Annotated in this window: 27 protein-coding genes; 9 read left to right on the top strand and 18 right to left on the bottom strand. The window is 70.1% G+C overall.

Annotated features, from left to right (window positions below; all coding sequences use genetic code 11):
- The first annotated feature begins 283 nt into the window (after positions 1 to 283).
- A complete protein-coding gene (locus tag ACGFNK_RS36025) occupies positions 284 to 2,686 on the top strand; it encodes a PQQ-binding-like beta-propeller repeat protein (protein ID WP_393422807.1) in 2,403 nt (800 codons plus the stop codon).
- 116 nt (positions 2,687 to 2,802) lie between these two features.
- Positions 2,803 to 3,939 carry a PQQ-dependent sugar dehydrogenase gene (locus ACGFNK_RS36030; RefSeq protein ID WP_393422809.1) on the top strand — a complete coding sequence of 379 codons (1,137 nt, stop codon included), beginning with the start codon at positions 2,803 to 2,805 and terminating at the stop codon, positions 3,937 to 3,939.
- A 55-nt stretch (positions 3,940 to 3,994) separates the two neighbouring features.
- Here ACGFNK_RS36030 and ACGFNK_RS36035 read toward each other — a convergent pair whose 3' ends face one another.
- Positions 3,995 to 4,771, bottom strand: coding sequence for a peptidyl-tRNA hydrolase (locus ACGFNK_RS36035; RefSeq protein WP_393422811.1), 777 nt, complete (start codon positions 4,769 to 4,771; stop codon positions 3,995 to 3,997).
- A gap of 71 nt (positions 4,772 to 4,842) precedes the next feature.
- On the opposite strand from ACGFNK_RS36035, the gene ACGFNK_RS36040 reads away from it, so the two are divergent.
- Positions 4,843 to 5,736, top strand: a complete 894-nt coding sequence (locus ACGFNK_RS36040; RefSeq protein WP_393422812.1) for an ATP-binding cassette domain-containing protein — start codon at positions 4,843 to 4,845, stop codon at positions 5,734 to 5,736.
- A complete protein-coding gene (locus ACGFNK_RS36045) occupies positions 5,733 to 6,401 on the top strand; it encodes an ABC transporter (protein WP_393422813.1) in 669 nt (222 codons plus the stop codon). Before ACGFNK_RS36040 ends, ACGFNK_RS36045 begins: the two co-directional genes overlap by 4 nt.
- Here the strand turns inward: ACGFNK_RS36045 and ACGFNK_RS36050 are convergent, their stop codons facing one another.
- The 5 genes from ACGFNK_RS36050 to ACGFNK_RS36070 form a co-directional block, all read right to left on the bottom strand.
- On the bottom strand, positions 6,402 to 6,599 hold the full coding sequence (locus tag ACGFNK_RS36050) for a hypothetical protein (protein ID WP_393422815.1): 198 nt from the start codon (positions 6,597 to 6,599) through the stop codon (positions 6,402 to 6,404).
- A gap of 85 nt (positions 6,600 to 6,684) precedes the next feature.
- Positions 6,685 to 7,545: an aldo/keto reductase gene (locus ACGFNK_RS36055; protein ID WP_393422817.1), complete on the bottom strand. Its 861-nt coding sequence runs from the start codon at positions 7,543 to 7,545 to the stop codon at positions 6,685 to 6,687.
- A 125-nt stretch (positions 7,546 to 7,670) separates the two neighbouring features.
- The gene (locus ACGFNK_RS36060) at positions 7,671 to 8,324 is read right to left on the bottom strand and encodes an N-acetylmuramoyl-L-alanine amidase (RefSeq protein ID WP_393422819.1); all 654 of its coding nucleotides are present in this window, start codon (positions 8,322 to 8,324) and stop codon (positions 7,671 to 7,673) included.
- A gap of 135 nt (positions 8,325 to 8,459) precedes the next feature.
- Positions 8,460 to 8,831 (bottom strand): peptidoglycan-binding protein, encoded by a 372-nt coding sequence (locus ACGFNK_RS36065; RefSeq protein ID WP_393422821.1) that lies wholly within the window; start codon positions 8,829 to 8,831, stop codon positions 8,460 to 8,462.
- Positions 8,832 to 9,014: 183 nt separating this feature from the next.
- Positions 9,015 to 9,389, bottom strand: a complete 375-nt coding sequence (locus tag ACGFNK_RS36070) for a peptidoglycan-binding protein (protein ID WP_388682655.1) — start codon at positions 9,387 to 9,389, stop codon at positions 9,015 to 9,017.
- A 277-nt stretch (positions 9,390 to 9,666) separates the two neighbouring features.
- Here ACGFNK_RS36070 and ACGFNK_RS36075 point away from each other — a divergent pair, with 277 nt between their 5' ends.
- A complete protein-coding gene (locus tag ACGFNK_RS36075) occupies positions 9,667 to 10,674 on the top strand; it encodes an ArsR/SmtB family transcription factor (protein WP_393422823.1) in 1,008 nt (335 codons plus the stop codon).
- A 71-nt stretch (positions 10,675 to 10,745) separates the two neighbouring features.
- On the opposite strand, the gene ACGFNK_RS36080 is transcribed toward ACGFNK_RS36075, so the two are convergent.
- From ACGFNK_RS36080 to zapE, 6 genes are all read right to left on the bottom strand, one after another.
- A complete protein-coding gene (locus ACGFNK_RS36080; protein WP_393422825.1) occupies positions 10,746 to 12,122 on the bottom strand; it encodes a PhoX family protein in 1,377 nt (458 codons plus the stop codon).
- 91 nt (positions 12,123 to 12,213) lie between these two features.
- On the bottom strand, positions 12,214 to 13,095 hold the full coding sequence (locus tag ACGFNK_RS36085) for a slipin family protein (protein ID WP_393422827.1): 882 nt from the start codon (positions 13,093 to 13,095) through the stop codon (positions 12,214 to 12,216).
- 141 nt (positions 13,096 to 13,236) lie between these two features.
- The gene (locus ACGFNK_RS36090) at positions 13,237 to 14,694 is read right to left on the bottom strand and encodes a SulP family inorganic anion transporter (protein WP_393422829.1); all 1,458 of its coding nucleotides are present in this window, start codon (positions 14,692 to 14,694) and stop codon (positions 13,237 to 13,239) included.
- A gap of 8 nt (positions 14,695 to 14,702) precedes the next feature.
- A complete protein-coding gene (locus tag ACGFNK_RS36095; RefSeq protein WP_393422831.1) occupies positions 14,703 to 15,293 on the bottom strand; it encodes a carbonic anhydrase in 591 nt (196 codons plus the stop codon).
- 180 nt (positions 15,294 to 15,473) lie between these two features.
- On the bottom strand, positions 15,474 to 15,839 hold the full coding sequence (locus ACGFNK_RS36100; protein WP_393422833.1) for a hypothetical protein: 366 nt from the start codon (positions 15,837 to 15,839) through the stop codon (positions 15,474 to 15,476).
- 135 nt (positions 15,840 to 15,974) lie between these two features.
- Positions 15,975 to 17,069, bottom strand: a complete 1,095-nt coding sequence (gene zapE / locus ACGFNK_RS36105) for a cell division protein ZapE (protein ID WP_393422835.1) — start codon at positions 17,067 to 17,069, stop codon at positions 15,975 to 15,977.
- A 36-nt stretch (positions 17,070 to 17,105) separates the two neighbouring features.
- On the opposite strand from zapE, the gene ACGFNK_RS36110 reads away from it, so the two are divergent.
- The 4 genes from ACGFNK_RS36110 to msrB all read left to right on the top strand — a co-directional run bounded on the left by ACGFNK_RS36110 (position 17,106) and on the right by msrB (position 20,693).
- On the top strand, positions 17,106 to 17,891 hold the full coding sequence (locus ACGFNK_RS36110; RefSeq protein ID WP_393422837.1) for a pyrimidine reductase family protein: 786 nt from the start codon (positions 17,106 to 17,108) through the stop codon (positions 17,889 to 17,891).
- Between the two features lie 158 nt (positions 17,892 to 18,049).
- The gene (locus ACGFNK_RS36115) at positions 18,050 to 18,523 is read left to right on the top strand and encodes an indole-3-glycerol phosphate synthase (protein WP_386356077.1); all 474 of its coding nucleotides are present in this window, start codon (positions 18,050 to 18,052) and stop codon (positions 18,521 to 18,523) included.
- Between the two features lie 360 nt (positions 18,524 to 18,883).
- A complete protein-coding gene (gene murC, locus ACGFNK_RS36120) occupies positions 18,884 to 20,272 on the top strand; it encodes a UDP-N-acetylmuramate--L-alanine ligase (protein WP_393422839.1) in 1,389 nt (462 codons plus the stop codon).
- Between the two features lie 13 nt (positions 20,273 to 20,285).
- Entirely contained in the window at positions 20,286 to 20,693 is a 408-nt protein-coding gene (msrB, locus tag ACGFNK_RS36125; RefSeq protein ID WP_393422841.1) for a peptide-methionine (R)-S-oxide reductase MsrB, read from the top strand.
- Positions 20,694 to 20,810: 117 nt separating this feature from the next.
- On the opposite strand, the gene ACGFNK_RS36130 is transcribed toward msrB, so the two are convergent.
- The 6 genes from ACGFNK_RS36130 to ACGFNK_RS36155 all read right to left on the bottom strand — a co-directional run bounded on the left by ACGFNK_RS36130 (position 20,811) and on the right by ACGFNK_RS36155 (position 26,087).
- Positions 20,811 to 21,059, bottom strand: coding sequence for a MarR family winged helix-turn-helix transcriptional regulator (locus ACGFNK_RS36130; protein ID WP_393422843.1), 249 nt, complete (start codon positions 21,057 to 21,059; stop codon positions 20,811 to 20,813).
- A gap of 63 nt (positions 21,060 to 21,122) precedes the next feature.
- Positions 21,123 to 21,659 carry a DUF4396 domain-containing protein gene (locus tag ACGFNK_RS36135; RefSeq protein ID WP_393422845.1) on the bottom strand — a complete coding sequence of 179 codons (537 nt, stop codon included), beginning with the start codon at positions 21,657 to 21,659 and terminating at the stop codon, positions 21,123 to 21,125.
- A 349-nt stretch (positions 21,660 to 22,008) separates the two neighbouring features.
- On the bottom strand, positions 22,009 to 22,371 hold the full coding sequence (locus ACGFNK_RS36140) for a cupredoxin domain-containing protein (RefSeq protein WP_393422847.1): 363 nt from the start codon (positions 22,369 to 22,371) through the stop codon (positions 22,009 to 22,011).
- Positions 22,372 to 22,649: 278 nt separating this feature from the next.
- Positions 22,650 to 23,552: a DUF5134 domain-containing protein gene (locus ACGFNK_RS36145; RefSeq protein ID WP_393422849.1), complete on the bottom strand. Its 903-nt coding sequence runs from the start codon at positions 23,550 to 23,552 to the stop codon at positions 22,650 to 22,652.
- A 371-nt stretch (positions 23,553 to 23,923) separates the two neighbouring features.
- Entirely contained in the window at positions 23,924 to 24,949 is a 1,026-nt protein-coding gene (locus ACGFNK_RS36150; RefSeq protein ID WP_393422851.1) for an NlpC/P60 family protein, read from the bottom strand.
- 226 nt (positions 24,950 to 25,175) lie between these two features.
- Positions 25,176 to 26,087, bottom strand: coding sequence for a M56 family metallopeptidase (locus ACGFNK_RS36155; RefSeq protein ID WP_393422853.1), 912 nt, complete (start codon positions 26,085 to 26,087; stop codon positions 25,176 to 25,178).

Consider the following 26,087-nt stretch of genomic DNA (forward strand, 5'->3'; position numbering starts at 1 on the left):
CCGCAGGCTGTCAAGGGTGTCCGTTGCAATGAAATGCTATAGATCGGGTGGCAAGGTCTGTTCAGGGATATCCTTCGCAACTCCCGGCAACTTGCGGCGACTTACAGTAACTCCCGACCCCTTCAGCTCTTCAGCAGCAGGGGTGCTGCCGCGTGCTGTGGAACCCGCGCGTACTCCGCCCGCGTCCGAGCGCACAGTGAGGTGCGTATTCTGCGCCTGCCGGACATCATGGACGGGACAGACATCCGGGGGGCGAGGCCCTCCGGCGGGGTCAGGGGGGCCCATGGCACAGCCGTTGGAAAGCAGCGACCCGCGGCAGGTGGGGCCGTACCGCATCATGGGCCGCCTCGGAGCGGGCGGGATGGGGCGCGTCTACCTGGGGCGGTCGCCGGGCGGGCGCGCGGTCGCCGTCAAGACGATCCGGCCCGAACTCACCGACGACCCCGAGTTCCGGCAGCGGTTCGCGCGGGAGGCGGCCGCCGCCCGCGCTGTCAGCGGGGCGTTCACGGCCGCGGTCGTCGACGCGGATCCGTACGGAGACCCGCCGTGGCTCGCCACCGTCCATGTCGCGGGTATCTCGCTCGACGCCACCATCGCGCGGCACGGTCCGCTGCCCGAATCCTCGGTGCTCGCGCTGGGCGCCGGGCTGAGCGAGGCGCTCCAGGCCATCCATGCGGCGGGACTCGTCCACCGGGATCTGAAGCCCTCCAATGTGCTGCTGGCTCCCGACGGGCCCAAGGTGATCGACTTCGGCATCGCGATCAGTGCCGGTTCGAGTTCGCTGACCCGCAGCGGAGTCGTCGTCGGCACGCCCGCGTTCATGTCGCCCGAGCAGCTGACGGGTGGGCGCGCCGGTACGCCCTCCGATGTGTTCGCCCTCGGGAGCGTGCTTGTTTTCGCCGCTTGTGGCGAAGCGCCCTTCAGCTCCGGCCCTGCGGCCGGGATCGGCTTCGGCGTGGTCCATGACGAGCCCGACCTGTCCGCGGTACCGGAAGGGCTGCGCCCGCTCCTCGCCCACTGCCTCGAGAAGGATCCGGCACGCCGGCCCACGGTCGCGGAGCTGCTCGCGGAGTTCGCCCGTCGCATCCTTCCGTCACCCACGGCGGCGTACGGCCAGTACGGCCAGTACGGAAAGGACACAGTCACCTTCGCCCTGCACGGCGGGGCCTGGCTGCCCGCGCCGGTGGCCGCCTCGGTGCGGCGGGCCGAGGAGGCCGGCATGGGCCGCGAGGTGTCACCGACGGGCCCGCGGCCCGCGACGGCCGGGGTCGCGGGAGCCGGGGCCGCGGTGGATCCCCGCCTGCCGCAGGAGCCGTCCGGGCAATCCGCGGGGGCACCCGAGGCCCTCCGGACACCGACGGTCGCCTCGCCCGAGGGCCCGCGGTACTCCGGTCCGGGCGCCTTCGGCCCCGTACCCCCGAGTGGTCCGCCCACCTGGACGGACGCGCGACTGCGACCGCAGCCGTCACCACCCGCGCCGTCGGGCGATCCATCACCCGGGCCGTCGGGCAGCGGACCGCTTCCGACCGGCGGAGCGCTTCCGGGTGGCGGGGGAGACCGCGATCCCGATACGCCCACCCGTCGCCGCGTGCTGATCGCGCTCGCCGGAGCAGGCACCGTCGCCGCCGTCGGCGCGGGCACCTACTGGCTGGGGCTCGGCGACCAGGACGACCCCGACGAGAGCGCGGGCAACGACCCCCTGAACGACCCGGGGACCGCCCCCGCCCCGGGGGACCGGAGATGGACGTACAGCACCGGCGGCCCGGTGGCGCCCGCCCTTCTCGCCGCGGGCGGGCTGGTGTTCGCCGGCAGCAAGGACGGGAGCATGTACGCCCTGGACGCCGAAACCGGCGAGCGACGCTGGGCGTTCAGCACCGGCAACGGCGTCTACACCTGTCCCGCCGTGGCCGGGGGCCTCGCCTACTTCGGCAGCGCGGACTACCACCTCTATGCCGTCGACGTGAAGACCGGCGACCAGCGCTGGCAGTTCAGCGCTCGTGGAGAGGTCAACTCCTCACCTGTGGTCGCCGGGGGAGTGGTCTACGCGGGCAGCGACGACGGCGGGCTGTACGCCGTGGGCGCCCGTTCCGGCGACCGGAAGTGGGCGTTCGCCGCCGAGGGCCGGATCCGTTCCTCCCCGGTGGTCGCTTGGGGCAAGATCTTCGTCGGCAGCGAGGACTCCCGGCTGTACGGCATCGACGCGGCGACCGGAGAGCGCGCCTGGGCCTTCGACACGGACGGCGACGTCAAGTCCTCACCGGCGATCGCCGATCGCGTCGTCTACGCGGGCAGCTACGACGGCAACCTCTACGCCGTCAACTGCGATACCGGCAAACGCCTTTGGACCTTCACCACACGGGGCGGCGTGGGCTCCTCGCCCGCGGTGTCCGGCGGAGTCGTCTACGTGGGGAGCGACGACGGCAATCTGTACGCGGTCGACGCCCTCACCGGGAAGCAGAGGTGGAAGTTCACCATCGGCAGCATCGTCTACTCCTCGCCGACGGTCCTGGGCAAGGCCGTGTATGTCGGCAGCAAGAACGGCAACCTCTATGCCGTACACACGGGCACGGGCAAGCAACTGTGGACTCACCGGACCGGCGCGGACATCCGCTCCTCACCCGCGGCGACCGGCGGCACGGTCTATGTGGGCAATGACAGCGGCACGGTCTTCGCGGTCAATCGCTGAACAACCCGGGGGAGTTGGGGCCCTGTGAGTCCCCGTAGCAAGCGATTTCGTTCAAGCGATTGACCGTGTTCCGTCAGGTCGCGATTCTGAGACGGCCCCCCACTCTTGGAGACTCGATGCGACCGACCAGCAAGCGCAGAACCCACAGAACCCGCAGAGCGCTGACCACGGGCACGGCTCTGTCCCTGACCGGGCTGTTACTCGCGAGCCTCACCGGACTCGTTCCTGCCCAGGCCGACACCGCAACTCCCGCCGCTGCGAGGGCAGTTGATGGCGTACCGACATCCGTCACCACCCTCACCACCGGGCTGACCATCCCTTGGGGCGTCGACTGGCTGCCCGACGGCTCAGGCGCCCTGGTCACCGAGCGCGACGACTTCCGGGTCTGGACGGTCGCCCCCGACGGCGCGAAGACCCAGGTCGGGACCGTCCCCGAGAGCCAGACCACCGACGGCGAGGGTGGACTCATGGGCGTCGCCGTCGACCCCGACTGGGCCACCAACCACCACGTGTACTTCATGCACACCGCCGCCGAGGGCAACCGCATCGCCCGTATGACGTACGACGGCACCTCGCTCAGCGGCTACACGGTGATCCTCCGTGGCATCGGCAAGGCCCGCTACCACAACGGCGGACGGCTCGCCTTCGGCCCCGACGGCTATCTGTACGCCTCGACCGGCGACGCCCAGAACACCGCGCTGGCCCAGGACCGGAACTCCCTCAACGGCAAGATCCTGCGCCTGACCACCTCCGGGGACCCGGCCCCCGGCAACCCCTTCGGCACCCACGTCTACAGCCTCGGCCACCGCAACCCGCAGGGGCTCGCCTTCGACCGCAACGGGCGGCTGTGGTCGGCCGAGTTCGGCAACACCCGCTTCGACGAACTCAACCTGATCAAGCCCGGCGCCAACTACGGCTGGCCCACCTGCGAGGGCACCTGCTCGGTCGCCGGGATGACCAACCCGAAGGCGACCTGGACCACCGGCGAGGCCTCGCCCAGCGCCATCGCCATCGCCGACAACGTCGTCTACATGGCCGCACTACGCGGCCAGCGCCTCTGGCGCATCCCCATCGAGGGCGACACGGAGAACGTGGGCACGGCGACGGCGTACTACGTCGGTACGTACGGCCGGCTCCGTACGGTGCTCAAGGTGCCCGGCAGCGAGCAGCTGTGGCTGACAACCACCAACGCCGACGCCCCCGGAGGCCAGCCGGACGGCGCGGACCGCATCCTGCGCGTCACCCTGGGCTAGCCCTGGACTAGAAGGAGGGCTTGCTGCCAGCGGCGGCTCGCAGCAAGCCCTTTGCTCAGCGCCAGGTGGCCGGTCGGCGCACGCCTTCCGGCAGGGCGTCGGCCCGGTCGTACCCCTCGACTGCGACCGTCAGCCCGGGCGCGATCTCCGTGAAACCCGCGTCGCGTACCAACGGGAGTCCGCTCGTGGTGAGTTGGGCCCACAGGGCGGGAGGCGAAGTGCGGACCGAGAGGGGGAAGCCGGCGTCGCGCCAGGCTTTGCGGGCCTCGTCGGGGAGTTCCCACCAGGCGAGTTGGGCGCCGTGACCGGCCTGGGCCATGGCCTTGCCGGCCGACATGTCGACCTCGGGGCTCATCCAGAGCACGGGGGCTGTCGCGTCGGCGTCCCCCGGTGCTTCCGGGTCGTCGAGGTCCGTGCCGGAGACCTGGAGGCGGGCCAGGTCCTTGGGCCAGCCGTCGAGGGGGACCGGCGGGAAGACGCGTACCTCGGCAGACCTGCCCATGACCGTGATGCCCGGCAAGGCCTCGGCCCGCCGCCACTCGGCGCCGCGCGCCCGCCGCACCACCTTGCGGATCCGGGCGTCCTGCCAGTCCCGCATGGCCTGCGCCCACTCGCCGTCCCCTTGCGACCGCTCGTCGCTGAGCATCACCAGGACGGCGCGGGCAGCGGTTTCGAGTGCGTCCGTACGCGTCGGGGGCTCGTTCCGCTCGATACGGACGACCAACGGCAGTACGAACTGGGGCACTTTGTCGCGGGCGGTCGACTCATGGCGGAAGGGGGTGTCCTCAGTGCCGGCCTGGCCGCCCGGGGTGGTCGTCTGGTCGCTGCTCACGCCCTCCAGTCTGCCAGGCGGAAGATCGGTTCCTCTGCGCGAGGCCGAACGTACGCGTGAGGATGGTCCGCATGGAACGGGAGCTACTGCTGGCGGGAGTTGGCCGCCGTTACGGCCTCGGCGGTCCCTGGGTGCTGCGCGGTATCGATCTGACATTGGCCCCAGGCACACTGGTCCGCGTCGAGGGAGCCAACGGCACCGGCAAGTCGACCCTGCTGCGTCTGCTCGCCGGAATCGACGCCCCCACAGAGGGCCGTATCACCGGTCGCCCCCGCACGGCATATGTCCCCGAACGCTTCCCGTCCGCCCTCCCCTTCACCGCGACCGGCTATCTGACCCACCTCGGCCGCATCCACGGACTGTCCCGTGCGGCGGCCGGCCGCGCCGCCGACGAGTGGCTGGAGCGTTTCGGCGCCGCCGCGTACGCCCGTACGCCGATGCCGGAACTCTCCAAGGGCAGCAGCCAGAAGGTCGCGGTCGCCCAGGCGCTGCTCGCTGAGCCGGAGTTGCTGGTCCTCGACGAGGCGTGGACCGGCCTCGACTCCGCCGCCCGGGCGGAGTTGGAACGGGCCGTGGTGGAGCGTACGGCCGCGGGTGGGACGGCCGTGTTCGTCGATCACGACCCGCGGCGGTTGGCGGGGGTGGCGGACGCGACGTACGCCGTTGTTGAGGGGACTCTGAAGCTCCGTACGGATCAAGGCGGTTCAGTCCCACAGGGACCGCAGGTCGTCGTCGTGGTTCAGGGCGCGCCGGGTGCCCAGCTGCCGCCGGACGCGGCGCGGCTCGTCACGTCCGTCGAGGAGACGAGGGCGGGCGGGCTCCGCCTCACCGTGGCCGAAGCCCACTCGGACGTACTCCTGCGGACCTTGCTGACAGCTCGGCCGCCATGGCACGTGGTGACGGTGGCGGAGGATGTCGTACGGCACTCGCACACCCGCCGGCTCCGATCCGAAGGTCGCCCATGACCGCCCTCCTCCGCTATCAGCCCGCCCTTCTGTTGCGCTCGCAGCGCTGGCTGCCGCCGGTCATCCTGTACGCGGTGTTCCTGGCCGTCGGCGTCCAGGCGGGGCAGCCGGTGCTGGACTCGCTCGGCTACGGGGCCGCCGCGGTGCTGCCCGTCGCCGCGTGGCTCGTACGGGTCTGCGCGACCAACGAGCCGCCCGCGGCGCGCGGTTGTGTGGGCGCGGCGGTCGGGCCCGCGAGGGCGCATCTGGCCTGTCTGCTGGTCGCGTTCGGCGCGGCGGCGCTGTTGGGTGTGGTGGCGACGGTGGTCGTGACAGTGATCAGTGACCCGGCGAGTACGGATCACCAGACGCGCGTGCCCGTCGTCCCGGCGGGCGGTGCCGGGCTGCTCGCCGCCCTGGTGTGCGCCCTCCTCGGCACAACTGTCGGCGCGCTCACGACGTGGCCGCTGCTGCGGTCGCCCGGCCGGGCGGTACCGGCGATGCTGCTCGCGGCACTCCTCGCGCTGGTGGTGGCGGGGTCACCGGCCCGTACAGCCATTACGGCTCTGGTGGACGGCTCGCAGTCGGGGACGGTACCGGCGCCGGTCCTGCCCCTGGCTGCGTCCGCGATGGTTGCGATCGCGGCGACGGCGGTGGCGTGCGCGCTCACAGCGCGCCGCAGTTGATCAGCCGGAGCAGGCGGTGCGCTGCGCCTCCTGCCACTCGCAGACGGGGCACAGCGTGATCCCCTTGTACGACTCCGGGTACTCCGTGGGCTTCCGGCACAGCACGCACTCGGCGAATGGCGGGCCCTCGGCCTTCGCCGGAGCTTCCGGGGCCTCCCGGGCGGCCTCGGAGCCACCGGTGCCGCAGTAGTCGCTCATGGCTCCAGCGTAGGCCGAGGCCGGACCCGGTGCGACCGATGCCCGCACCGGTGAACCCGCCTCCTCCGCGCTCCTCGTCAGCTCGTCACGCCGCGTCGAGTCGGGTCAGCTCCTCGGCGGACAGCTTCAGCTCCGTCGCGGCGACCGAGTCGCGGATGGTCTCGGGGCGTGAGGAACCCGGAATCGGGATCACCACCGGCGCCTTCGCGAGCAGCCACGCCAGGCACACCTGCTGCGGGCTCACTCCGTGCGCCTGCGCCACGTCCGCGAACACGGCGAACCGCGAGCCCAGTTCACCGGCCTGTGCGATCCCGCCCAGCGGGCTCCACGGCAGGAACGCGATGCCCAGTTCCGCGCAGAGCTCCAACTCCGGTTCGCTGGAGCGGAATTTGGGCGAGAACTGGTTCTGCACACTCACCAGCCGGCCGCCGAGGATCTCGCCTGCCTGCCGGATCTGATCGGGATCAGCGTTCGAGACGCCCGCGAAGCGGATCTTTCCCGCGTCCAGCAGATCGCGGATCGCCCCGACCGACTCCGCGTAGGGGACCCTCGGGTCCGGCCGGTGGAACTGGTAGAGCCCGATGGCCTCGACGCCGAGCCGCTCGAGCGACGCGTCGCATGCCTTCTTCAAGTACTCCGGCGAGCCGTTCAGCGTCCACGAGCCGTCGCCCGGCCGCAGATGACCGCCCTTCGTCGCGATCAGCACGTCAGAGGTGTCTCCGCCGTACTCGGCCACCGCACGGGCGATCAGGGACTCGTTGTGGCCGACCTCGTGGGCGCCCAGGTGATAGGCGTCCGCGGTGTCGATCAGGGTCACACCGGCCTCCAGCGCGGCGTGGATCGTCGCGACCGAACGCCGCTCGTCGGGGCGCCCCTCGATGGACATCGGCATACCGCCCAGACCGATCGCGCCGACCTGGACCTCGCCGATGGTGCGTGTCTGCATGGAGGTTCCTCCTGGGGGAGTCATTCGGTACGCCCAGCCTCCCCCTCGACGTTTTTTCCGTCCAACACGAGAATCCGATCGCTTTGAGCAGCAGTGGTGATGAATCGAAAAGCACCCGGTGAGCGTCACCCGGCGAGCAGGTCGGCGACCTCCTCGCGGATTGACGGCATGGCGGTGTACACCGTGCCGGGGCAGTCGGTATCCGCCCAATGGCGGTGCCCGCCGATGGCCGGCGCGGGTCGGCTGACTCCGCTGACGGGATTGCGGTAGACCACCTTGCCCAACGGGGCGATCGCGTGCCGCTCGGCGAGCTCGGCCAGGAGCTGGACCAGCGTGCTGCGTGCGGCGGGCGACGGGGGCGTGTCGGTCAGCGTGCCCAGAAGGGCTATGCCGATATTGCCGGAGTTGTATCCCTCAATATGTGCCCCGGTGACGAGCCGCCCCGCAGCATCATGCGCGGCCGTGCCATCGGTGCCGGACCAGCGACCCTCGTACACACGGCCGTTCTTGTCGATCAGGTAGTTGTAGCCGATGTCGCCATAGCCGTCGACGAGCACGTCGGTGCGGTAGATCCCGCGAATCACCGCGGCCGGGTCCGGGTCGGTGCTGCGGTCGTCGGTGTGGTGAACGCTGAGTGTCTGGACGGGGAAGTACTGCGGCGGCCAGAGTTCAGTGCCGTCGGCGGCGAAGCGCAGTGATTCGTCCGCGCCCCAGTCCGCACGGGTCAGCAGGGTGTACGCGTCGGGCGTGGCAGCCGCTGCCGAGGGTGGGCGGGGCACCGCACTCAACGCCGCAGCGGCTCCGAGGGCTGTCAGGAACGTGCGTCGAGGTAACGGGGAAACCGCCTGTCCTGCGCTCCGGGAGCCAGAGAAGTACGCGAGTCTCATCGTGGGGTTCTTCCTGTCGGGTTGCGGCTAGAGGTCGCAGTCGGGCTTGGGGGTGTAGAGCCGGGACCACGTGCTGGGACCGACGATGCCGTCCGCACCGCCCGTGGTGGCGTTGCAGGTCTGCACCCAGTGGACGGCCTCCAGGGTGTACGAGCCGTAACCCCCGTCCTCTTCCAGCCAGTTGGGGTAGCCGCTGTAGTAGTTGATGAGGCACTGCACCTGGCGAACCGCATCTCCCGTGTCACCAGGGCTGACCGTGGGCCGGGCGGAGTCGTCGATGTAATTGCAGTTGGCCTCGGCCGCCGCAGCGCTCGCCGTGGGGGTACCGGCGAGGAGTCCTCCGGTGGCCACTACGGCGGTGCCGCAGACGAGGGCCAAGCGGTGGGTGCGCGTGCGCATGGTGTCTCTCCCAAGATGGGTGGCGGTCATAGGGAAAAGAAGGGTGCTCGCGAGCGCGACCACGGGGCCAGGACTTTCGACCGGGCGAAGTGCTCTCGCACAGAGTTGCCAGTTGGCCGCACACATGCGGGCGATGGGCCCGGCCGCCACGTTCGGGCGGCGGCGGGGCCCATCTGTTCAAGCTCAGCCGCAAATGTCGGCATTGGTGTACGCGAAGCGTCCGACGCCGCTGCCGTACCACATGCCGGAGGTGGTCCTGTATATGCTGCCCAGGTCCCGGACTTTTCCGTTGTAGCGGATCTCGATCTCGTCCCAGTAGAGGTTGTTGTCCGCTCTGCCGAACGTCGCCGGGCCTACGATCCCGTCATCATCGAGGCCGCGGTCGTCCTGCCATTTCATCGTTGCTGCTCGCGTCTGGCTTCCAAAATGGCAGTCGACGCCGGATTCCGGCAGGTATCCGTCAGCCCACAAGACCCATTGCCAGAGGCCAACCACGCTGTTGTGCGAGTTCCTCGTGGTGGAGAGCGGCCCTTCGTCCCCCCAGTCGTCCGTCACCACTCCGGAGCCGTACACGCCTCCCTGGGATACGCTCGCGTGCGCTGACGACGGCAAACTCACTCCTGCCAAGACGACCGCCGCGACGGTGACCGCGGTCCGCCGTGCCCACATGCCGAAAACGGATGAACTTCTCACAAGTTCCCTCCCTGTTGAACCCTGTTGGCGGTGCTGTGAGCCAGCCCGTGAATGGGTTTCGAGAGCACCTTGTCAGTTCCCCGGCGGCATCGACATACTTTTGCGCCTGAGTGCAAAAGCCCTGGTGAATGAGGGGAATTGAATGCTCCGCATCCACTTCACGGATTCCGATCTCGCGCGCGTCCAAGTCGCGTCCAGACCGGATCCGCTCTGGGAGGTCTTCTTCAGCCTGCTCCGCTTCCAAAGCCGCCGAGGTCTATGGTCGTACGCCGACTGGCATCGGACTTCTCGCGCGGATCTGCACGACAAGGGCCTTGCACCCGCCGTCCGCGACGTGTTGCTGCCCCTCTATCCGAGGGGCACCTATTTCCCGGATTTCCTCACGCCGGGCGAAGCATCCGAAGGCCTGGACGCCGGCCTGGAAGCGATCCTCGGCACCCCCCGCCGACGGGTGCTGCGTGAACTGAGCATCCTGGACCGGGTGAGCGGTGCTCCTGCCTGGGCCCTGGGATTAGCCGACAACGGGAAACGCAACGAATTCGTCCAAGTGATCCGGACCTACTACGACGTTGCCATTCTTCCCCACAGTGATCACATACAGGCACATATCGACGCCGACCGCTCCGCCCGGGCCCGAGCCCTGCTGGACGGCGGCACCGACGGGCTCCTGGCCGGGCTGGGGCCGTATATGCGCTGGCGGCGTCCCACACTGGAGGTCGACTACGCCGAGGACCGCGATCTGTATCTGCAGGGGCGCGGCCTTACGCTCGTGCCCTCGTACTTCTGCTGGGGCTCCCCGGTGTCGCTGGCCGACTCCGGCCTCCCGCCCGTCCTCGCATACCCGCTGCGCTCCGCGGCCCCTCGCATCGACGATGACGGCGCCCAGCAGCCACGGGCCCCGCTCTCCGCGCTCCTCGGCGCGACACGCGCCGTCATTCTCCAGGCAACCGCGGTGGGTGCCACGACCGGCGAACTGGCCCGCGCCGCGGGCGTCTCCGCGGCGTCCGCCACCCGCCACACTGCCGTCCTGCGCGATGCGGGCCTTCTCATCAGCAGCCGCCACGGGCCGGCCGTCCTGCACACCCTGACTCCCACGGGAGCCGCACTGCTGCGGTCCAGCGGACAAGAACATCGAACGCGCCCGGCCTGACGCCGCGTCCACGGTCCGGCAGCTCGTCGTTGAAGCCGCCGACGGCCCGCGCTCGGCACCGCGCGGAGGGACTACCTACGCCAGGGCCCCGTCACCGCGAACGTCGTCCCGGGCCGATAGCAGTTCACGTACATCGTCTTGCCGTCCGGGGAGAAGGTGACGCCCGCGAACTCGCCCCATTCGGGTTGCTCGGGCGTACCGATGTTCTGGCGGTTGCGGGCCATCGCGTACACCTCACCTCGCCGCGTCACGCCGTACACGTGCTGGGCGCCCTCGCCGTCCTCGCAGACCATCAGGCCGCCGGTGGGAGCGAGGGCGATGTTGTCGGGGGACTCGCCGGGGAGTTGTACGTCGGTGTCGGGGCCGAAGACGATCACCAGAGTGAGGCGGCGGGCGGCGGGGTCGTAGCGCCAGATCTGGCCGTAGTGGTCGGCGGCGGAGCCCTCGGCGCTGTGGGCGAAGGACGAGACGAAGTACACGCTCCGTCCGCCCCAGTAGCAGCCCTCCAGTTTCTGGGCGTGGGTGATGCCCTTGGGGCCGAAGTCCTGCAGGCGGATGGGGGTTTGGGCGGCGAGCGGGTCCGGTACGTCCGCCCACTCGATGCCGTCGAACGTGGCGCCCGTCTCCTGGATCGTGGACAGGTCCGGGACGCCCGGCACGCGCATCGCCTGGAGCCGGCCGCCCGCGCGGAGTGAACTCCTGCCGCCCTCCGGCTTGTTGGGCAGGAAGCGGTAGAAGAGGCCGAAGGGCTTCTCGAAGGCGTCCTCGGTCTCGTAGACGATGCCGCGCTTCGGGTCGACGGCGATCGCCTCGTGCTGGAAGCGGCCCATCGCGGTGAGCGGCACGGCACCCGTGCGGTACGGATCCGCCGGGTCGACCTCGAAGATGAAGCCGTGGTCCTTGGTGTAGCCGTTCGTGCCGGCCTTGTCCTCGTTCTCCTCGCAGGTCAGCCAGGTGCCCCAAGGGGTCGGCCCGCCCGCGCAGTTGACGGCGGTACCGGCGATGGCGACCCGTTCCCCGAGCACCTTTCCGTGCTCGTCGAGCGTCAGCGTCGTACAGCCGCCCTTGCCCATCGGGTCGTACGTCAGCCCCTTGACCGTCGGGACGGCGAGCGTCGCGGTGTTGCGGTTCTCATGGTTGCGGACCAGGTGGACGCGGCCTGAGTGCCTGCCCGCGGAACGTCCGGCGAAGGCGGCCATGCCGTCGTGGTTGCCCGGCACCTTGCCCTCGCCGGAGCGGAGTTCGTCGCCCTCGCGGGACAGCACGCGATAGCGGAAACCTTCCGGCAGGTCGAGCAGGCCCTTGGGGTCGGGGACGAGGGGGCCGTATCCGGAGTGGCCGAGCGCGGTGGCCGTACCGGCGAAGAGTTCGGACAGGGCACCGGAGAACGCGATGCCCGCTCCCAGGGCACCGGTGCGGGCGAGTACTTGCCGTCGTGTGGCGGACATGGGGCGGCCTTCCTGTTGGCGGACAGGACTGTGACCGCACGTGTGTACCACGCGGTTGGGGCCGCGTGAACCACGCGCGTAGCGTGGCGTCTCACTGATCGTCGCGCGACACGGGTGGTGACAGGTCGTCAGGCGGCCCGGGTGGCGGGGGAGTCGGGGCAGTCGGCGGAGCCATGGGCTCTCCCCGGTCGTCGAGGGCTGGAGAGGCCTGGGGCTGCTGCGCCCGCTCCAGGAACCGCAGCAGCTCCACCGGGAACGGCAGCACCAGCGTCGAGTTCTTCTCGGCGGCGACCGCCACGACCGTTTGCAGCAGTCGGAGTTGGAGTGCGGCGGGTTGCTCGGCCATCACCCCGGCGGCCTGCGACAGCTTCTTCGAGGCCTGGAGTTCCGCGTCGGCGTTGATGATCCGGGCCCGGCGTTCCCGGTCGGCCTCGGCCTGCCGGGCCATCGACCGCTTCATTGTTTCCGGCAGGGACACGTCCTTGATCTCGACCCGGTCGACCTGCACGCCCCAGCCCACCGCCGGGCTGTCGATCATCAGCTCCAGGCCCTGGTTGAGCTTCTCGCGGTTCGACAGGAGGTCGTCGAGGTCGCTCTTGCCGATGATCGAACGCAGTGAGGTCTGCGCCATCTGCGAGACCGCGAAGCGGTAGTCCTCGACCCGGATGATCGCGTTGGCCGCGTCGATGACCTTGAAGTAGACCACCGCGTCGACCCGCACCGTCACGTTGTCCCGCGTGATGCCCTCCTGGGCGGGCACGGGCATCGTCACGATCTGCATGTTCACCTTGTGCAGCTTGTCGACCGCGGGGACGATCATGGTGAACCCGGGCGGTCGAGGCTCACCGCGCAGCCGCCCGAGCCGCAGGACGACACCCCGCTCGTACTGCCTGACGATCCGTGCCGCCGCCGCGAGGTACACCAGCCCCGCGCTCCCGGCCGCCACGCCCGCGGCCAGCAACTCCTCAAGCATGATGACGACCCCCTGCCGGTCGAGGCCCTGTCGTTCGAGGCGTCGCTTACGTAGTCTTATGTCGCTCTTTTCACAATATGCCTGGTCTGAGGCTCCGGTCGAGCCTCGGACCAGGTCTGCTCGCGGGGTGTTAAGGGTCGGCTACGGTGCGTTGACCTTCACCGGCTCGGTTCCGGTCGCGCTGTGCCGCTCGGCCCAGTTCTCCAGGGCCGTACGGCAGGCGTGGTCCAAGTGGTGCAGTCCGGACAGGTCCAGCTCCACCGGCCGGTCCTGGGGCAGCGCCTCCAGGTTGTCGAGGATCTTCGGCAGCCGCAGGAAGGTGGCGTTGCCGGACAGGTACGCCTGGACCGGACCCGCTCCCTTGTCGATGACCTCCAGCTTGATGTGCGAGGCCTCCCAGGCCGTCTTGGCGACGGCCAGGCCGAGCCCGATCAGGACGCCCTCGAACATGTTCACCGCGACGATCGACACGGCCGTGACGCACAGGATCAGGGCCTCGCCCCGGTGATCACGCCACATCGACGCGATCCCCCGCAGCGGGATGAGCTTCCAGCCCGCGTGCACCAGGATGCCCGCGAGCGCCGGCAGCGGAATGTAGGCGAGCACCGCGGGCAGCAGCGCCGCGAACAGCAGCAGCCACACGCCGTGCAGCACACGGGACGCCTTCGTCCGCGCGCCCGCCTGGACGTTCGCCGAGCTGCGCACGATCACCGCGGTCATCGGCAGCGCGCCGAGCACACCGCAGACGGTGTTGCCCGCGCCCTGCGCCATCAGTTCCTTGTCGTACTCGGTGCGCGGTCCGTCGTGCAGCCGGTCCACGGCGGCGGCGCTGAACAGCGACTCCGCCGAGGCGATCAGCACGAAGGCCACGACTGTGCCGAGCAGGCCCACGCTCGCCAGCTCACCGAAGGCGTCGAGCCCAGGCGGCTGGATCGAGTCGAGCAGGCCCTGGACCTCGACGGTCGCGACGGGCAGCGAGAACACCAGCGCCACGATCGTGGCGAGCGCGACCGCGCCGAGCGCCCCGGGCACCGTGCGCACCTGCTTCGGCAGGTGCTTCCACAGGACGAGTACGGCGATCGTGCCGGCCCCGAGACCGAGCGAGGCCAGCGCCTCGGCGGATCCGGTGGAGTCGGCGAGCAGCCCCGGCAGTCCGGCCAGCTTGGCCAGACCGGAGGCCGGGGCCTCCACGCCCGCCGCCGAGTAGAGCTGCCCGGCGATCAGGACGAGCCCGATGCCGGCCAGCATGCCCTCGACGACGGCCACCGAGATGGCCCGGAAGTAACGCCCCAACTTCAGGGCGCCCATGAGGAGCTGGATCAGTCCGGTGGCCAGCACGATGACACCGAGCACGGGCAGCCCGAACTCGCGTACGGCCTCGAAGACCAGCACGGTCAGACCGGCGGCCGGACCCGAGACCTGCAGGCTGCTGCCGGGCAGGAATCCGGTGACGAGCCCGCCCACGATGCCGGTGACCAGGCCGAGTTCGGCCGGTACGCCGGAGGCGACGGCGACGCCCACGCACAGTGGCAGGGCGACGAGGAAGACGACGAGGGAGGCGGCGAAATCCTGCCGCAGATAGGGGTACTTGTTGCGCATGGTGGCCCTCAGAGCTCCGTGAAGAGGTCGGACTGGGCGTCGTGGGTCAGTACGGAGCCGGTGTGGATCTCGTAGAACCAGCCGTGCAGGCGTAGTTGACCCGCTGTCAGGCGTCGCTCCACACACGGGTACGAGCGGAGGCGCAGCAGCTGGGTGAGTACGTGGCCCTGAACGGCGTCGGTGACGGTCGGGTCCTCAACCGTGCCTGTCGGCTTGGGTGTTGCGTGCGCGAGCCAGTCGCGGACGGCGGGTACGGCGGTCAGGTCCTCGTCGCGGACCAGGGCGCCGACGGCACCGCAGTGGGAGTGGCCGCAGACGACGATGTCGTCGACTCCGAGGACCTCCACCGCGTACTCGATGGTGGCCGCCTCGCTGGTGGGCTGCTCGGAGGCGTACGGGGGCACGATGTTGCCCGCGGTGCGCAGCTCGAAGAGTTCACCGGGCCGGGCTCCGGTGATCAGGGCCGGGACGACCCGCGAGTCGGAGCAGGTGATGAACAGCACCTGCGGGGACTGGCCTTCGGCAAGGCGGGCGAACTCCTCCGGGCGCTCAGCCGACTGCTTGCGGAAGGAGCGTGCGTGATCGATGAGGGGCTGCATGTGTCAGTTCCTCCTGGCGCGCCATGAGGGCGCGTCGGTGTGTACCTGGCGTGCCGTGACGGCACGTCGGTTGACGAGACAGAGCGCATGCGGGCACGTCGGCACGACCCCCACGTCGCGCGCTCGGCAGACGTGGCGTGGTGAGGGTGGGTCGTGAACGGTTCGTTCCCGGCGGTCAGATCAGCAACGGAAGACCTGAAGTACCGCCGTGGAGTGGGCTCTTGACGATCTGCTCGTACGGAGCGACTCGGCGGCCACGGCGTGTGCCGTGTTCCCGTGCTCGGCCGCGGGATTCCGGGCGCACAGGGCGCGCGCCGGATTCTCCTGGGCGGAGTCCGCGGAGCGCTGCCGGTCGCGGACCCTCAGGGGTGGCGTCTCGGCGTTGAGATGCTTGCCCTCGCCGCAGCCGAAGGCTTTGGCGTCGGCCGCGGTTTCGGTCCTCGGGTGTGCGGACGCGACGGAGACGGTGGGAGCAAAGAGCTGCAGGGCCAGTAGGACGGCGGCGAGTACGCAGTACAGCGTTCGGGCCGTCGTGCCTCGTAACATGCGCCCCCTCTCAGCCGCTCTCCGGTCAAGGCTTCTCACGTCAACAACCAAGCTAACGCGTGAAGTTGTTTGCAGGGTTAACTTAGCGTTTCACCCTGAAGAGAACCTGAAGGGGCCGGTGAGAGTTCCCAGGAGTCAGCTCTCCACCAACGGCTTCGCGTCGCGGGCCAGCGCGGTGAGCCGGGAAATGGCCCGGAAGTACTTCTTCCTGTAACCGCCCTTCAGCATCTCCTCGCTGAACAACTGGTCGAAGGGCGACCCGGAAGCGAGGACCGGCACTTCGCGGTCGTACAGCCGGTCGGCGAAGACGACGAGCCGCAGCGCGGTCGACTGATCCGGGACCGGCCCCACATCCGTGAGGCACACCGCCTTCAGGCCGTCGGTCAGTGCGCCGTACCGGCTGGGGTGCACTCGGGCGAGGTGCGCCAGCAGGTGCGGGAAGTCGTCGAGCGCGGCGCCCTCAGTGGCGTACGCCGCTTTGGTGACCTGTTCGTCGGAGAACGGCGCCGGGGCCTCGGGCAGCCCGCGGTGGCGGTAGTCCTCGCCGTCGATGCGCAGCGCGCGGAAGTGCGCGGAAAGCCCCTGGATCTCCCGCAGGAAGTCGGCCGACGCGAACCGGCCCTCGCCGAGTTTGCCGGGCAGCGTGTTGGACGTGGCCGCGAGCGCTACGCCCGCCTCGACCAGCTTGCCCAGCAGCGTGGACACGAGGACGGTGTCGCCGGGGTCGTCCAGCTCGAACTCGTCGATGCACAGCAGACGGTGACCGGACAGCGTCTTCACGGTCTGCTGGAAGCCGAGCGCGCCGACCAGGTTCGTCAGCTCCACGAACGTGCCGAAGGCCTTGAGCGTGGGCTCCGCCGGGGTCGCGTGCCACAGCGAGGCGAGCAGGTGCGTCTTGCCGACGCCGTAGCCGCCATCGAGGTAGACACCGCGAGGGCCGGCAGGCCGGGCCTCCGGCTTGCGGGAGAACCAGCGGCGCCTGCCCGCACCACTGGTGTGCGCCCCGCCGAGCCCGGTCGCGAAGCCGTCGAGCACCCTGACGGCCTCGCTCTGGCTGGGCTGGTTCGGATCCGGGATGTACGTACTGAAGCGGACCGAGTCGAAACGCGGCGGCGGCACCATCTCGGCGACCAGCCGGTCCGCGGGGACGTGCGGCTCGCGGGCGCACAGGGACAGCGGGGTCGCATCGGCGCTCGGGCCGGTCCCGGAGGCTGCGGTGGAAGTGGACACGCTTACTCACTCTACGGGGCGTGCCACACTGCCGATATGCGACGCCTGTTCCCTGTGACCGACGAGACAGCGCCCTCCGGGGGCGACGCGGACCGCGAGTGGAGCCTGGCCGAGCTGGCCGCGGCCTATGCGTATCCCGAGCACGGTCCTGGTGGCCGTGAGCCCTGGCTGCGGGCCAACATGGTCTCCACGCTCGACGGCGCCGCCCAGCACGACGGCCGCTCACAGCCCATCTCCAGCGCCACCGACATGCGGATCTTCGGCACATTGCGGGGGCTCGCGGATGTGGTGCTGGTCGGTGCGGAGACGGTACGGAAGGAGGGGTACCGGCCCGCACGCGCGCGTGAGGACTTCGCCGCGCTCCGCGAAGCGGCAGGCCAGGGCCCGGCGCCCGCGATCGCGGTGGTGAGCGCAAGCCTCGAACTGGACTTCACGCTGCCGCTGTTCACCTCGCCGCTGGTGCCCACGCTGCTGCTCACGGGAGCCGCGGCGGCTCCCGACCGGATCGCGACCGCCGAGAAGGCCGGCGTCCAGGTGGTGATCGCCGGGGACGGCATGGGTGTGGACCCCGCCCGGGCCGTACGCGCCCTGGGTGAGCGCGGTCTGCACCGGCTGCTGACCGAAGGCGGGCCGCGGCTGCTCGGTCAGCTGGTCGCGGCGGGGGTACTCGACGAGCTGTGCCTCGCGGTCTCGCCGATGCTCACGGCGGGGGACGCGCAGCGCATCGCCGGAGGGCCTCGGGTGGCGGTGCCCAGGCGGTTCGAGCTGACGTCCCTGCTGGAGGAGGCCGGCTTCCTGTTCAGTCGATACCGTCGGGCGTGACGCACCGGAGTTGATCGTTCCGGTTCTGCTTGCGAGGGCACACTAGTTCCCGCGGTATCCGTACGGGTACGGGGCAGGATGATTTTCGCGGGCCTGGAAACGGGTCCACGGAGGAGGCAGGGCCAACGACGGCCCTCGGAGGAGAAGGGGCGTCTGTCGTGTTCACAAGCGTTTTGATGATCGAGAAGGCCCTCACGTCCGCCGACGTGGAGTTCGTCACCGGTTTGCACGGGGACGAGGAGGTGGCCTTCCATGTGCTGCTCCAGCCCCGCGGCGAGCAGGCGGCCCGGCTGCTGCGAGCCATCGACGACGTGGCGCTCGGCTCGCTGGACGAGGCGGCGCGCGAGCTGGAGGCTCCCGCCGGTGAGCAGGCGGTCAGTGAGGGGCAGCGAGCCCTCGACGTCTCGCTGGTTGCCCTGCGGGCGGCGGGGGCGCAGGCGGTGGGGCGGTTGATCGAGCACCATCCACTGGATTCGCTCAAGTCCCTTGTCGAGGAGGCCGACGCCGATGAGGTGATCGTGCTCACCGATCCCCACTACGTGGAGGAGTTCTTCCACCGCGACTGGGCCTCGCGGGCTCGGCACAAGGTGGGGGTGCCGGTGCTGAAGCTGTTCTCGCACAGCAAGGTGTAACGCCGGCGCTGGGCTGGGGATGGGAGCGCCGTGGGGGCCGGGTTCGTGTTTTGACTGCGAGCCCGTCGTGGCTGGTCGCGCCCCGCGGCGGAGCCGCTGCTGTCACAGCCCCGCGCCCCTTGGGTGGGTGGTGGGTGCGGGGCCGTGGGCCGGTGCGTCAGCCCGTCGCAGGGTGGGCATACGGCCCGGTGTTGGTACACAGGGCGGGTTACCTGAGACAGAACCTGCGCGACGGGCATATGACGCACCGGCCCACGTCCCCTCCCGCCGGTGGGCAAGTGCGGCACAGAATAGGCTGGGGCCGCGCGCCCGAGAGTGGGCGCGAACCGTTGTCGTACCGCACCTTTGGGAGAAACACGCATGGCAGCCGGCCTTCCTACCGCCATGGACCGACCGCACTTCATCGGGATCGGTGGGGCCGGGATGTCGGGGATCGCGAAGATTCTCGCTCAGCGTGGGGCCAAGGTGGCGGGGAGTGATGCCAAGGAGTCCGCGACGGCTGAGGCGCTGCGGGCGCTGGGCGCGACCGTGCACATTGGGCACGCTGCCGAGCACCTTGCCGATGACGCCACGTGCGTGGTCGTGTCCTCCGCGATCCGTGCGGACAATCCGGAGCTGGCCAGGGCCGCCGAGCTCGGGATCCCGGTGGTCCACCGGTCGGACGCCCTCGCCTCGCTGATGGAGGGACTGCGGCCCCTCGCGGTGGCGGGTACGCACGGCAAGACGACGACCACGTCCATGCTGGCGGTGTCGCTGTCGGAACTCGGCCTGGCTCCCTCGTACGCGATCGGCGGGGACCTCGACGCCCCCGGCTCGAACGCGCTGCACGGCGACGGCGAGATCTTTGTCGCCGAGGCCGACGAAAGCGACCGCAGCTTCCACAAGTACGCGCCCGAGGTGGCCATCGTGCTGAACGTGGAGCTGGACCACCACGCCAACTACGCCTCGATGGACGAGATCTACGAGTCCTTCGAGACGTTCGCGGGCCGTATCGTGCCCGGCGGCACACTGGTGATCTCGGCGGACCACGAGGGCGCGCGGGAACTGACGTCGCGAGTTTCCGGTGGGCCCAGGGTCGTGACGTACGGCGAGGCCGAGGACGCGGACGTACGCATCGTCTCGATCGTGCCGCACGGCCTCAAGAGCGAGGTCACGGTCCTGCTGGACGGCGAGGAGCTGACCTTCACGGTCTCGGTCCCCGGCCGGCACTACGCGGGCAACGCGGTGGCCGCGCTGGCGGCGGGCGTCGCGCTCGGCGTCCCCGCGGCGGAACTGGCGGGGGCGCTCGGCGCGTACACCGGAGTCAAGCGCCGTCTCCAGCTCAAGGGCGAGGCGGCGGGCGTGCAGGTCATCGACTCGTACGCGCACCACCCGACGGAGATGACCGCCGACCTGGAGGCCATGCGGGCGGGCGCCTCCGGCCGCATCCTCGTCGTCTTCCAGCCGCACCTCTTCTCCCGCACCCAGGAACTGGGCCGGGAGATGGGCCAGGCCCTGTCCCTGGCCGACGCGTCGATCGTCCTCGACATCTATCCGGCGCGTGAGGACCCGATCCCCGGCGTGACGAGCGAGCTGATCGTCGACGCGGCACGGGCGGCGGGCGCGGAGGTGACGCCGGTGCACGACAAGGCGGACGCCCCCACCGTGGTCGCGGGAATGGCCGTGCCGGGCGATCTCGTTCTCACCATGGGCGCGGGTGACGTGACCGACCTGGGCCCGCGGATCCTGGACCGCCTCCAGTCGAAGTGAGGGACTGAGCTTCATGTCGTACGACATCGAAAAGCCGGACGAGCAGTGGCGGGCCGAGCTGACCCCGGCCGAGTACACGGTCCTGCGCCAGGCCGGCACGGAGCCCGCGTTCACCGGCGAGTACACCGACACCAAGACGAAGGGCGTCTACTCCTGCCGCGCCTGCGGCGCCGAACTCTTCACCTCCGACACGAAGTTCGAGTCCCACTGCGGCTGGCCGAGCTTCTTTGATGCACGCGACTCGGATGCCGTGGAACTTGTCTCCGATCATTCGCACGGGATGGTGCGGACCGAGGTGCGGTGCGCGCGCTGTGGCTCCCACCTGGGCCACGTCTTCGAGGGCGAGGGTTACCCGACGCCGACGGACCAGCGGTACTGCATCAACTCGGTTTCGCTGCGGTTGGTGCCGGGCGAGGAATGATGCTGGTGCGGTCGGCTCGCCGGTTCACGCTGAGTGATCCGCCTTTGTGTGGGGCAACGCGGTGTCGCCGACCGTGAACATCGGCGCCACCGGCTCTGGAGTGGAAGCCGGTGCTGGTCACCGGATGCCCGCCAGTCGCGCTGCCGCTGTCGGCGGAGCTTCTGGTGCACCGGCCGGTTGACCGGATTCCTGTCCTGAGGCGGTGAGGCGCAGGACGACGCCGCGGCCGTCGTCGGGGGCTGGGGCGCGTTCCACCCGGCCGCGGGCGGTCGGCTGCCCAACAAGCCGACTGACGGTGCTCTTCTGCAGTCGCAGCCGACGGGCCAGTTCCACCCGGAGAGGGTGGTGCGGTGGTGCCCCACACACGCGCGCCCGGGATACCCCCTGTGCTGTGGGGTGTCCCGGGCGGCGCGTGTGTGGGGCAGGTTTTCAGTGGTAGGCGTGGACGACGGCGTGGCCCTTGCCGCGGCCGATCATCCACTTGTTCACGGGCGTGGTGATCAGGAAGGCGACCGCGAATCCGCCCAGGAGAGCGAACCAGAACAGCCCGTCGGAAAGGTGGGCGTCCATCGCGCCCGGGGTGAGGGCGATGATGGTGTTGTCGACGATCTCCATCACGGCGATGGAGACGGTGTCGGCGGCGAGGGCCACCTTGATCGCGGTCTTGAAGTCCAGGCCGGCCCGGCGTACGGCGAACAGCGTGAACGAGTAGCCGAACAGGAACGCCAGCGTGATCGCCAGGGCCATGGTCGGCACGTTGCCCCACATCAGGGCGGTGCCGATGACCATGCCGAGGATCTCGCCGATGGCGCACCCGGTCAGGCAGTGCAGGGTCGCCTTCGCCGCCATGGCCCAGGACACTCTCCCGTGCGCGCCGTGGGACATCGTGTGGTCGGCATGACCGTGGTGGCCCTCGTGGGCGGCCGGGTCGTGCGTGGTGCCGGTGTGGTGAGCGCTGTGGTCCATGTCCTTCATCCCCATTCCCCTCGATAGCGGCCCGTCCTCGGGCTCACGGTCGAGAACTATATACCCCTCGGGGGTATACATGCGAGGGTGTTTTCAAGCCTCTGCGGACGGCCGGTGGGGAGAGTGCCGCCGACTGCCTCGAGCCGCCCCTGCCGCTCGGTGTACGGGGTGGGGTCTGCGGCTTGTCGTGTCCGGTGACTGCTCCACAACCGCTGGAGAGGGGCAGCGGGCGCCGGAGGCGCCAGCGTCGGGCAGGGTGCGGGGCCATGGCTGTGGCTCTGATGCCATGTGGGCCCCGCCGCGCTCAGATCCGTGGAGGGGATGGGCGCCAACCGAGGTTCCTGTCGGCTCAGCGGACGATCAAAGTGCCTGTCATGTTCGGGTGGAGGGTGCAGACGAAGGCGTATCGACCGGCCTGGGAGGGGGCGGTGAACGACCCGGAATCTCCGCCGGCGATGTTCCCGGTGTCGAAGGCGTCGCCTTTCGCGGCTGTGACGGTGTGAGCGGAGGAGTCCTCGTTCACCACGGTGATCTTGTCGCCGGGCCCCACTTCCGGATTCGCCGGGCTGAACGCGAAGTTCTCCATCGTGATGCTGGGTGAGGTCGAGGCGGGTTCCTCGTCCCCGTTGGAACAGGCGGTCGCGAGCAGCAGGGCGGCTGTTGCTCCGAGCGCCAACGGGGCGGTGCGCCTGCGGAGGTGTGGATGCGACATCGGACCGGCCCCTTCGGACGGGCGCCCGTACGCGGCCTGTGGCTGGGGGAAACGGAGTCCGAGGCCGCCCGAGCGCGGGGATCGCGTATGTCCATTGTCTCCGTCCCGGGTGATGGACACGAACGGCTTCGCGGGTGCCCGCACTCAGCGATATGGGCTCCTGCTGAGCCGTGCGGGTCCGTGCTGAATCCACTCCGTGCGACGGATGCTGATGCCGGCAACGGGGCCGCGCGGGTCCCGTCGCGGCGTTCACCGGTCGCGGACGACCAGACCGGCTTTCACGCGACCATCATCAGCAGCATCGCGGACATGGTCCCGCCCATGCCGATATGCGCTGCCAGCGCCGCGTCCGGCGCGGCTCCGAGCTTGCGGCGCCGTCCGTGGCCCGATCGCCGGCCCATGCTGGTCTTGTCCCACACCGAGAGCGTCAACGACGCCAGATAGACGAGCACGGTGTCCGGCATGGCGAGCAGCCAGCGGACCCAGCCTCCCCGGGAGCCGGCACTCCGGCCGCCTCGCCGGGTGCCCCGGACCCTGGCCCACACGGACGCGCCGATCGACAGCAGGAAGTAGGCAGCGAGAGCCGCGATCACGAACCGCCATACGGAACCGGACCCGTCGGAGGAACCGGCGCCAGCCGCGGCATGCGTCATGCCGGGCATGTCCATTCCGTGCATGGATCCCATCCCGGGCATGGAACCCATGCCCTCCATGCCATCCATGGACTCCATGCCCTCCATCTCGTGCGTGCCCGCTGTGCCCTGCGCGCTCGCCGTGTTCTCCATGCCCGGCATGTGCGCCATGGAGTGCCCGCTGCCCAGCGCGAGCACCGGACCGGACGACGTGCTCGTCATGGCCAGCGTCATGATCACCATGCCGAAGCTGCCGACGATGAGGTGTACCCAGTGACGGCCATGCTTCCACCCGGACGAGCGCGTGTGCTTGACCGCCATCGCCACAGCCCCGAGCCCGAGGAGGCCGAAGGCCACTGACCACCACATGCCGTAGCCCGCGTACCAGCCAACCGTCGCGGGCAGAGCCATGGCCGCCATGCACAGCCCCATCAGTAGGTCGCCGCCTGCCGAGAACCGCGTCTCGCCGCTGCTGGTCACCACCCGGACCGCGCTGACGGCGGCCACCAGCGCGGAGACCAACGCGATGGCCCAACTGAGCGCGAGCATTCCCATCTTCACCTTCCCGATCGTCCGAGCCGGCGGGGCCTGCGCTGCCGACGCCGCCTCGTCGTACGGAGCACCGCGAGGTGCTGCGTGGGGCATTAACTGCTAGTGCCCTTAGTACGTTTCGGAGTTGGAAGGTGTTCAGGGGAGGGTGGGATTGCGTACCGCGGCTTCATCGCCGACGCGCCCGGCACGAAAGCCCCTGGTCGGCGTCCCCCTCCGGTCCCCCGTTTTGGGGTGGCGAGCCTACGTCACCCGATTGCTGTAAGCCTCTTAGTAGATGTTTCCCGGAGCTCACGATGGCTTGAAGAGCAGAGGGCGGACGGCCGGGCGTGCCGTCACAAACGTTCCTCGGGCGGTGGGGGCGTCGGTGCTCAGGGCCTGCTGGCGGCGAAGAACGGCATCGAGTCCAGCGGAACGATCTCGATGTTCTTGCCCGTCCGCGGCGCATGGATGGCCTTGCCGTTCCCGACGTACATGCCGTTGTGCTGGTTGTCGTTGTACCAGTAGATGATGTCGCCGGGCTGCAGATCGGACCGGGCCACCTTCCGGCCCGCGTCGTACTGCTGCTTGACGGTACGCGGCAGAGAAACGCCCGCCGCACGCCAGGAAGCACCGGTCAGGCCGGAGCAGTCGTAGGAGTTCGGTCCGGTCGCGCCCCACTCGTAGGGCTTGCCGAGCTGCGCGTACGCGAAGTCGAGGGCGGCCTTGGCGCGGCCGCTCGCCGGGCCGTTGTACGTCGACGGGGAGTCGCTGGCGCCTGCGGCGGCGTCGTCCCGCTCCTGGTCGGCTTCCATCCTGGCGCGCTGGTCGGCGGTCAGGCTGTTGAGGAGCTTGCGGGCCTTCGCCAGCTTGTCCTGGACCTCGCCCTTCGTCTTGGCGGCCTTGGTGCGCGTCTCTTCCAGGGCCTTCAGGCGCTTCTGGGCGGCCATGCGTTCCTGCGCGAGTTCGCGCTGCTTGCTCTGCATCGCCCTCAGGGCCTCGGCCTGCCGGTTGCTCGTACGGTCGAGCATCTGGGCCTTGTCGAGGTAGTCGTCCGGGTCACCGGACAGGAAGAGCTGCACGCTCGGATCGATGCCGCCGCTGCGGTACTGCGCGGCCGCCAACGGGCCTATCTCCTCCCGCAGTTCGTTGATCTCCTGCTGCTTGCGGGCCAGGCGGTCCTGCGCACGGTCGGCCTCGCGCTGCAGCTTCTTCTGCTGCTCGCGGATCGCGTTGTACTCCTCGGTGGGGCCCTCGGCCTCCTCGTAGAGCCGTTCCACTTCTTTGCGGACCTCGCCCACCGTGGGATTGGGGGCCGCCTGGCTCTGCGTCGGCAGGAGGCTGACGGCGCCGGCGGCCATGCCGAGGGTGGCGATCCGGGCGCGGCTGGGCGGCTTCGGCCGACGGTGCGTTCCCATCGTGGAGTGACTCCTCTGCACGTCTGTGGACCGAGCGACGGACTCTGGTCGTCGGGCGACACCAGCCGACTTCGGCACTGCCCCATGGACCCGGCGCTGGGCGGGGCCTCGGCCCGCGTCCAGCGCCGCATTCATAGAGGGAGTTTAGAACTTAGTAGCTTCGTATTACGCATCGCAAGTGATCCCGAGTCACAGCGGCCTCACGTAGAGCTGGTAAGTCCGGGCGTCAGCTCATCCCGGGCGGGCAGGCGAGAAGCAGCGGCAGCAGCGGCACGGTCACGACCGCGGCGGCCGCAGAACCCCGCAGGGCGGGGTGCGGGGCCTTGCGCGGGCCGAGGACTCGCTTCAGGCGGATCAGGACGTTCTGGCCGCCGGCAGCCAGGGCGCCCTTCGGAGTGCGGGCCGTGGCCATCTCGTACATCGCCGTGGCCAGCGCCTCGTGGGAGTGGTTGCGCAGTGCGCGGTCGTCCGCGGCCATCTCCAGCAGGAGCGCCGTCTGTTCCCGGGCGTGCCGGGCCAGTGGCAGCCACCGGAACACCGAGTGGAACGCTTCCACCGCGGCCAGGAACAGGTGGTGGCGGCCCACGATGTGGGCCTGCTCGTGCTCCAGCACGGCCGCGAGCTGCTCGGTGGACAGCTCACGCTCGGCCGCGTCGCTGATCACGATCCGGGGGTCCCGGCCGGGCAGACAGTATGCGGCGGGCACGCCGTACGGCAGGACGGTGGCGCTGAGCCGGGCCGAACGGCGGCCCACCAGGTCGACCGCCTCCCGGTGCTCAGTCCGCACCCGGCGGGCTCGTACGACGTGGAAGACGAAGCTCGCCACCAGGGCGATCCCGATCGCGGCGGGGGCGCCGACGGCAAGCCGGTCCGCGGTGTCCGGGTCGGGCCGAGTCGTGCCCACGTCCACGCCGCAGGTGTGCAGCAGGCCCAGCAGGCCCGCGTGCAGGTGCTCGGCCGGCACGGCCAGGCTGTACGCGGCCAGCGCGGTCCCGATCGAGAAGGAGACCGCCAGGGCGTGCCACACCGCTGCCGCCAGCGCGGGGGTCCGGTGCTGCCAGTTGCCGCGCAGCATGAGGTGCGGGGCGAGGAACCCCACCGCTGCGGTGTAGCCGACCAGGACCGGGGCCGCGTTCAC

The sequence above is a fragment of the Streptomyces sp. NPDC048825 genome, from assembly GCF_043198355.1.
Taxonomy (GTDB): Bacteria; Actinomycetota; Actinomycetes; order Streptomycetales; family Streptomycetaceae; genus Streptomyces; species Streptomyces xiangluensis.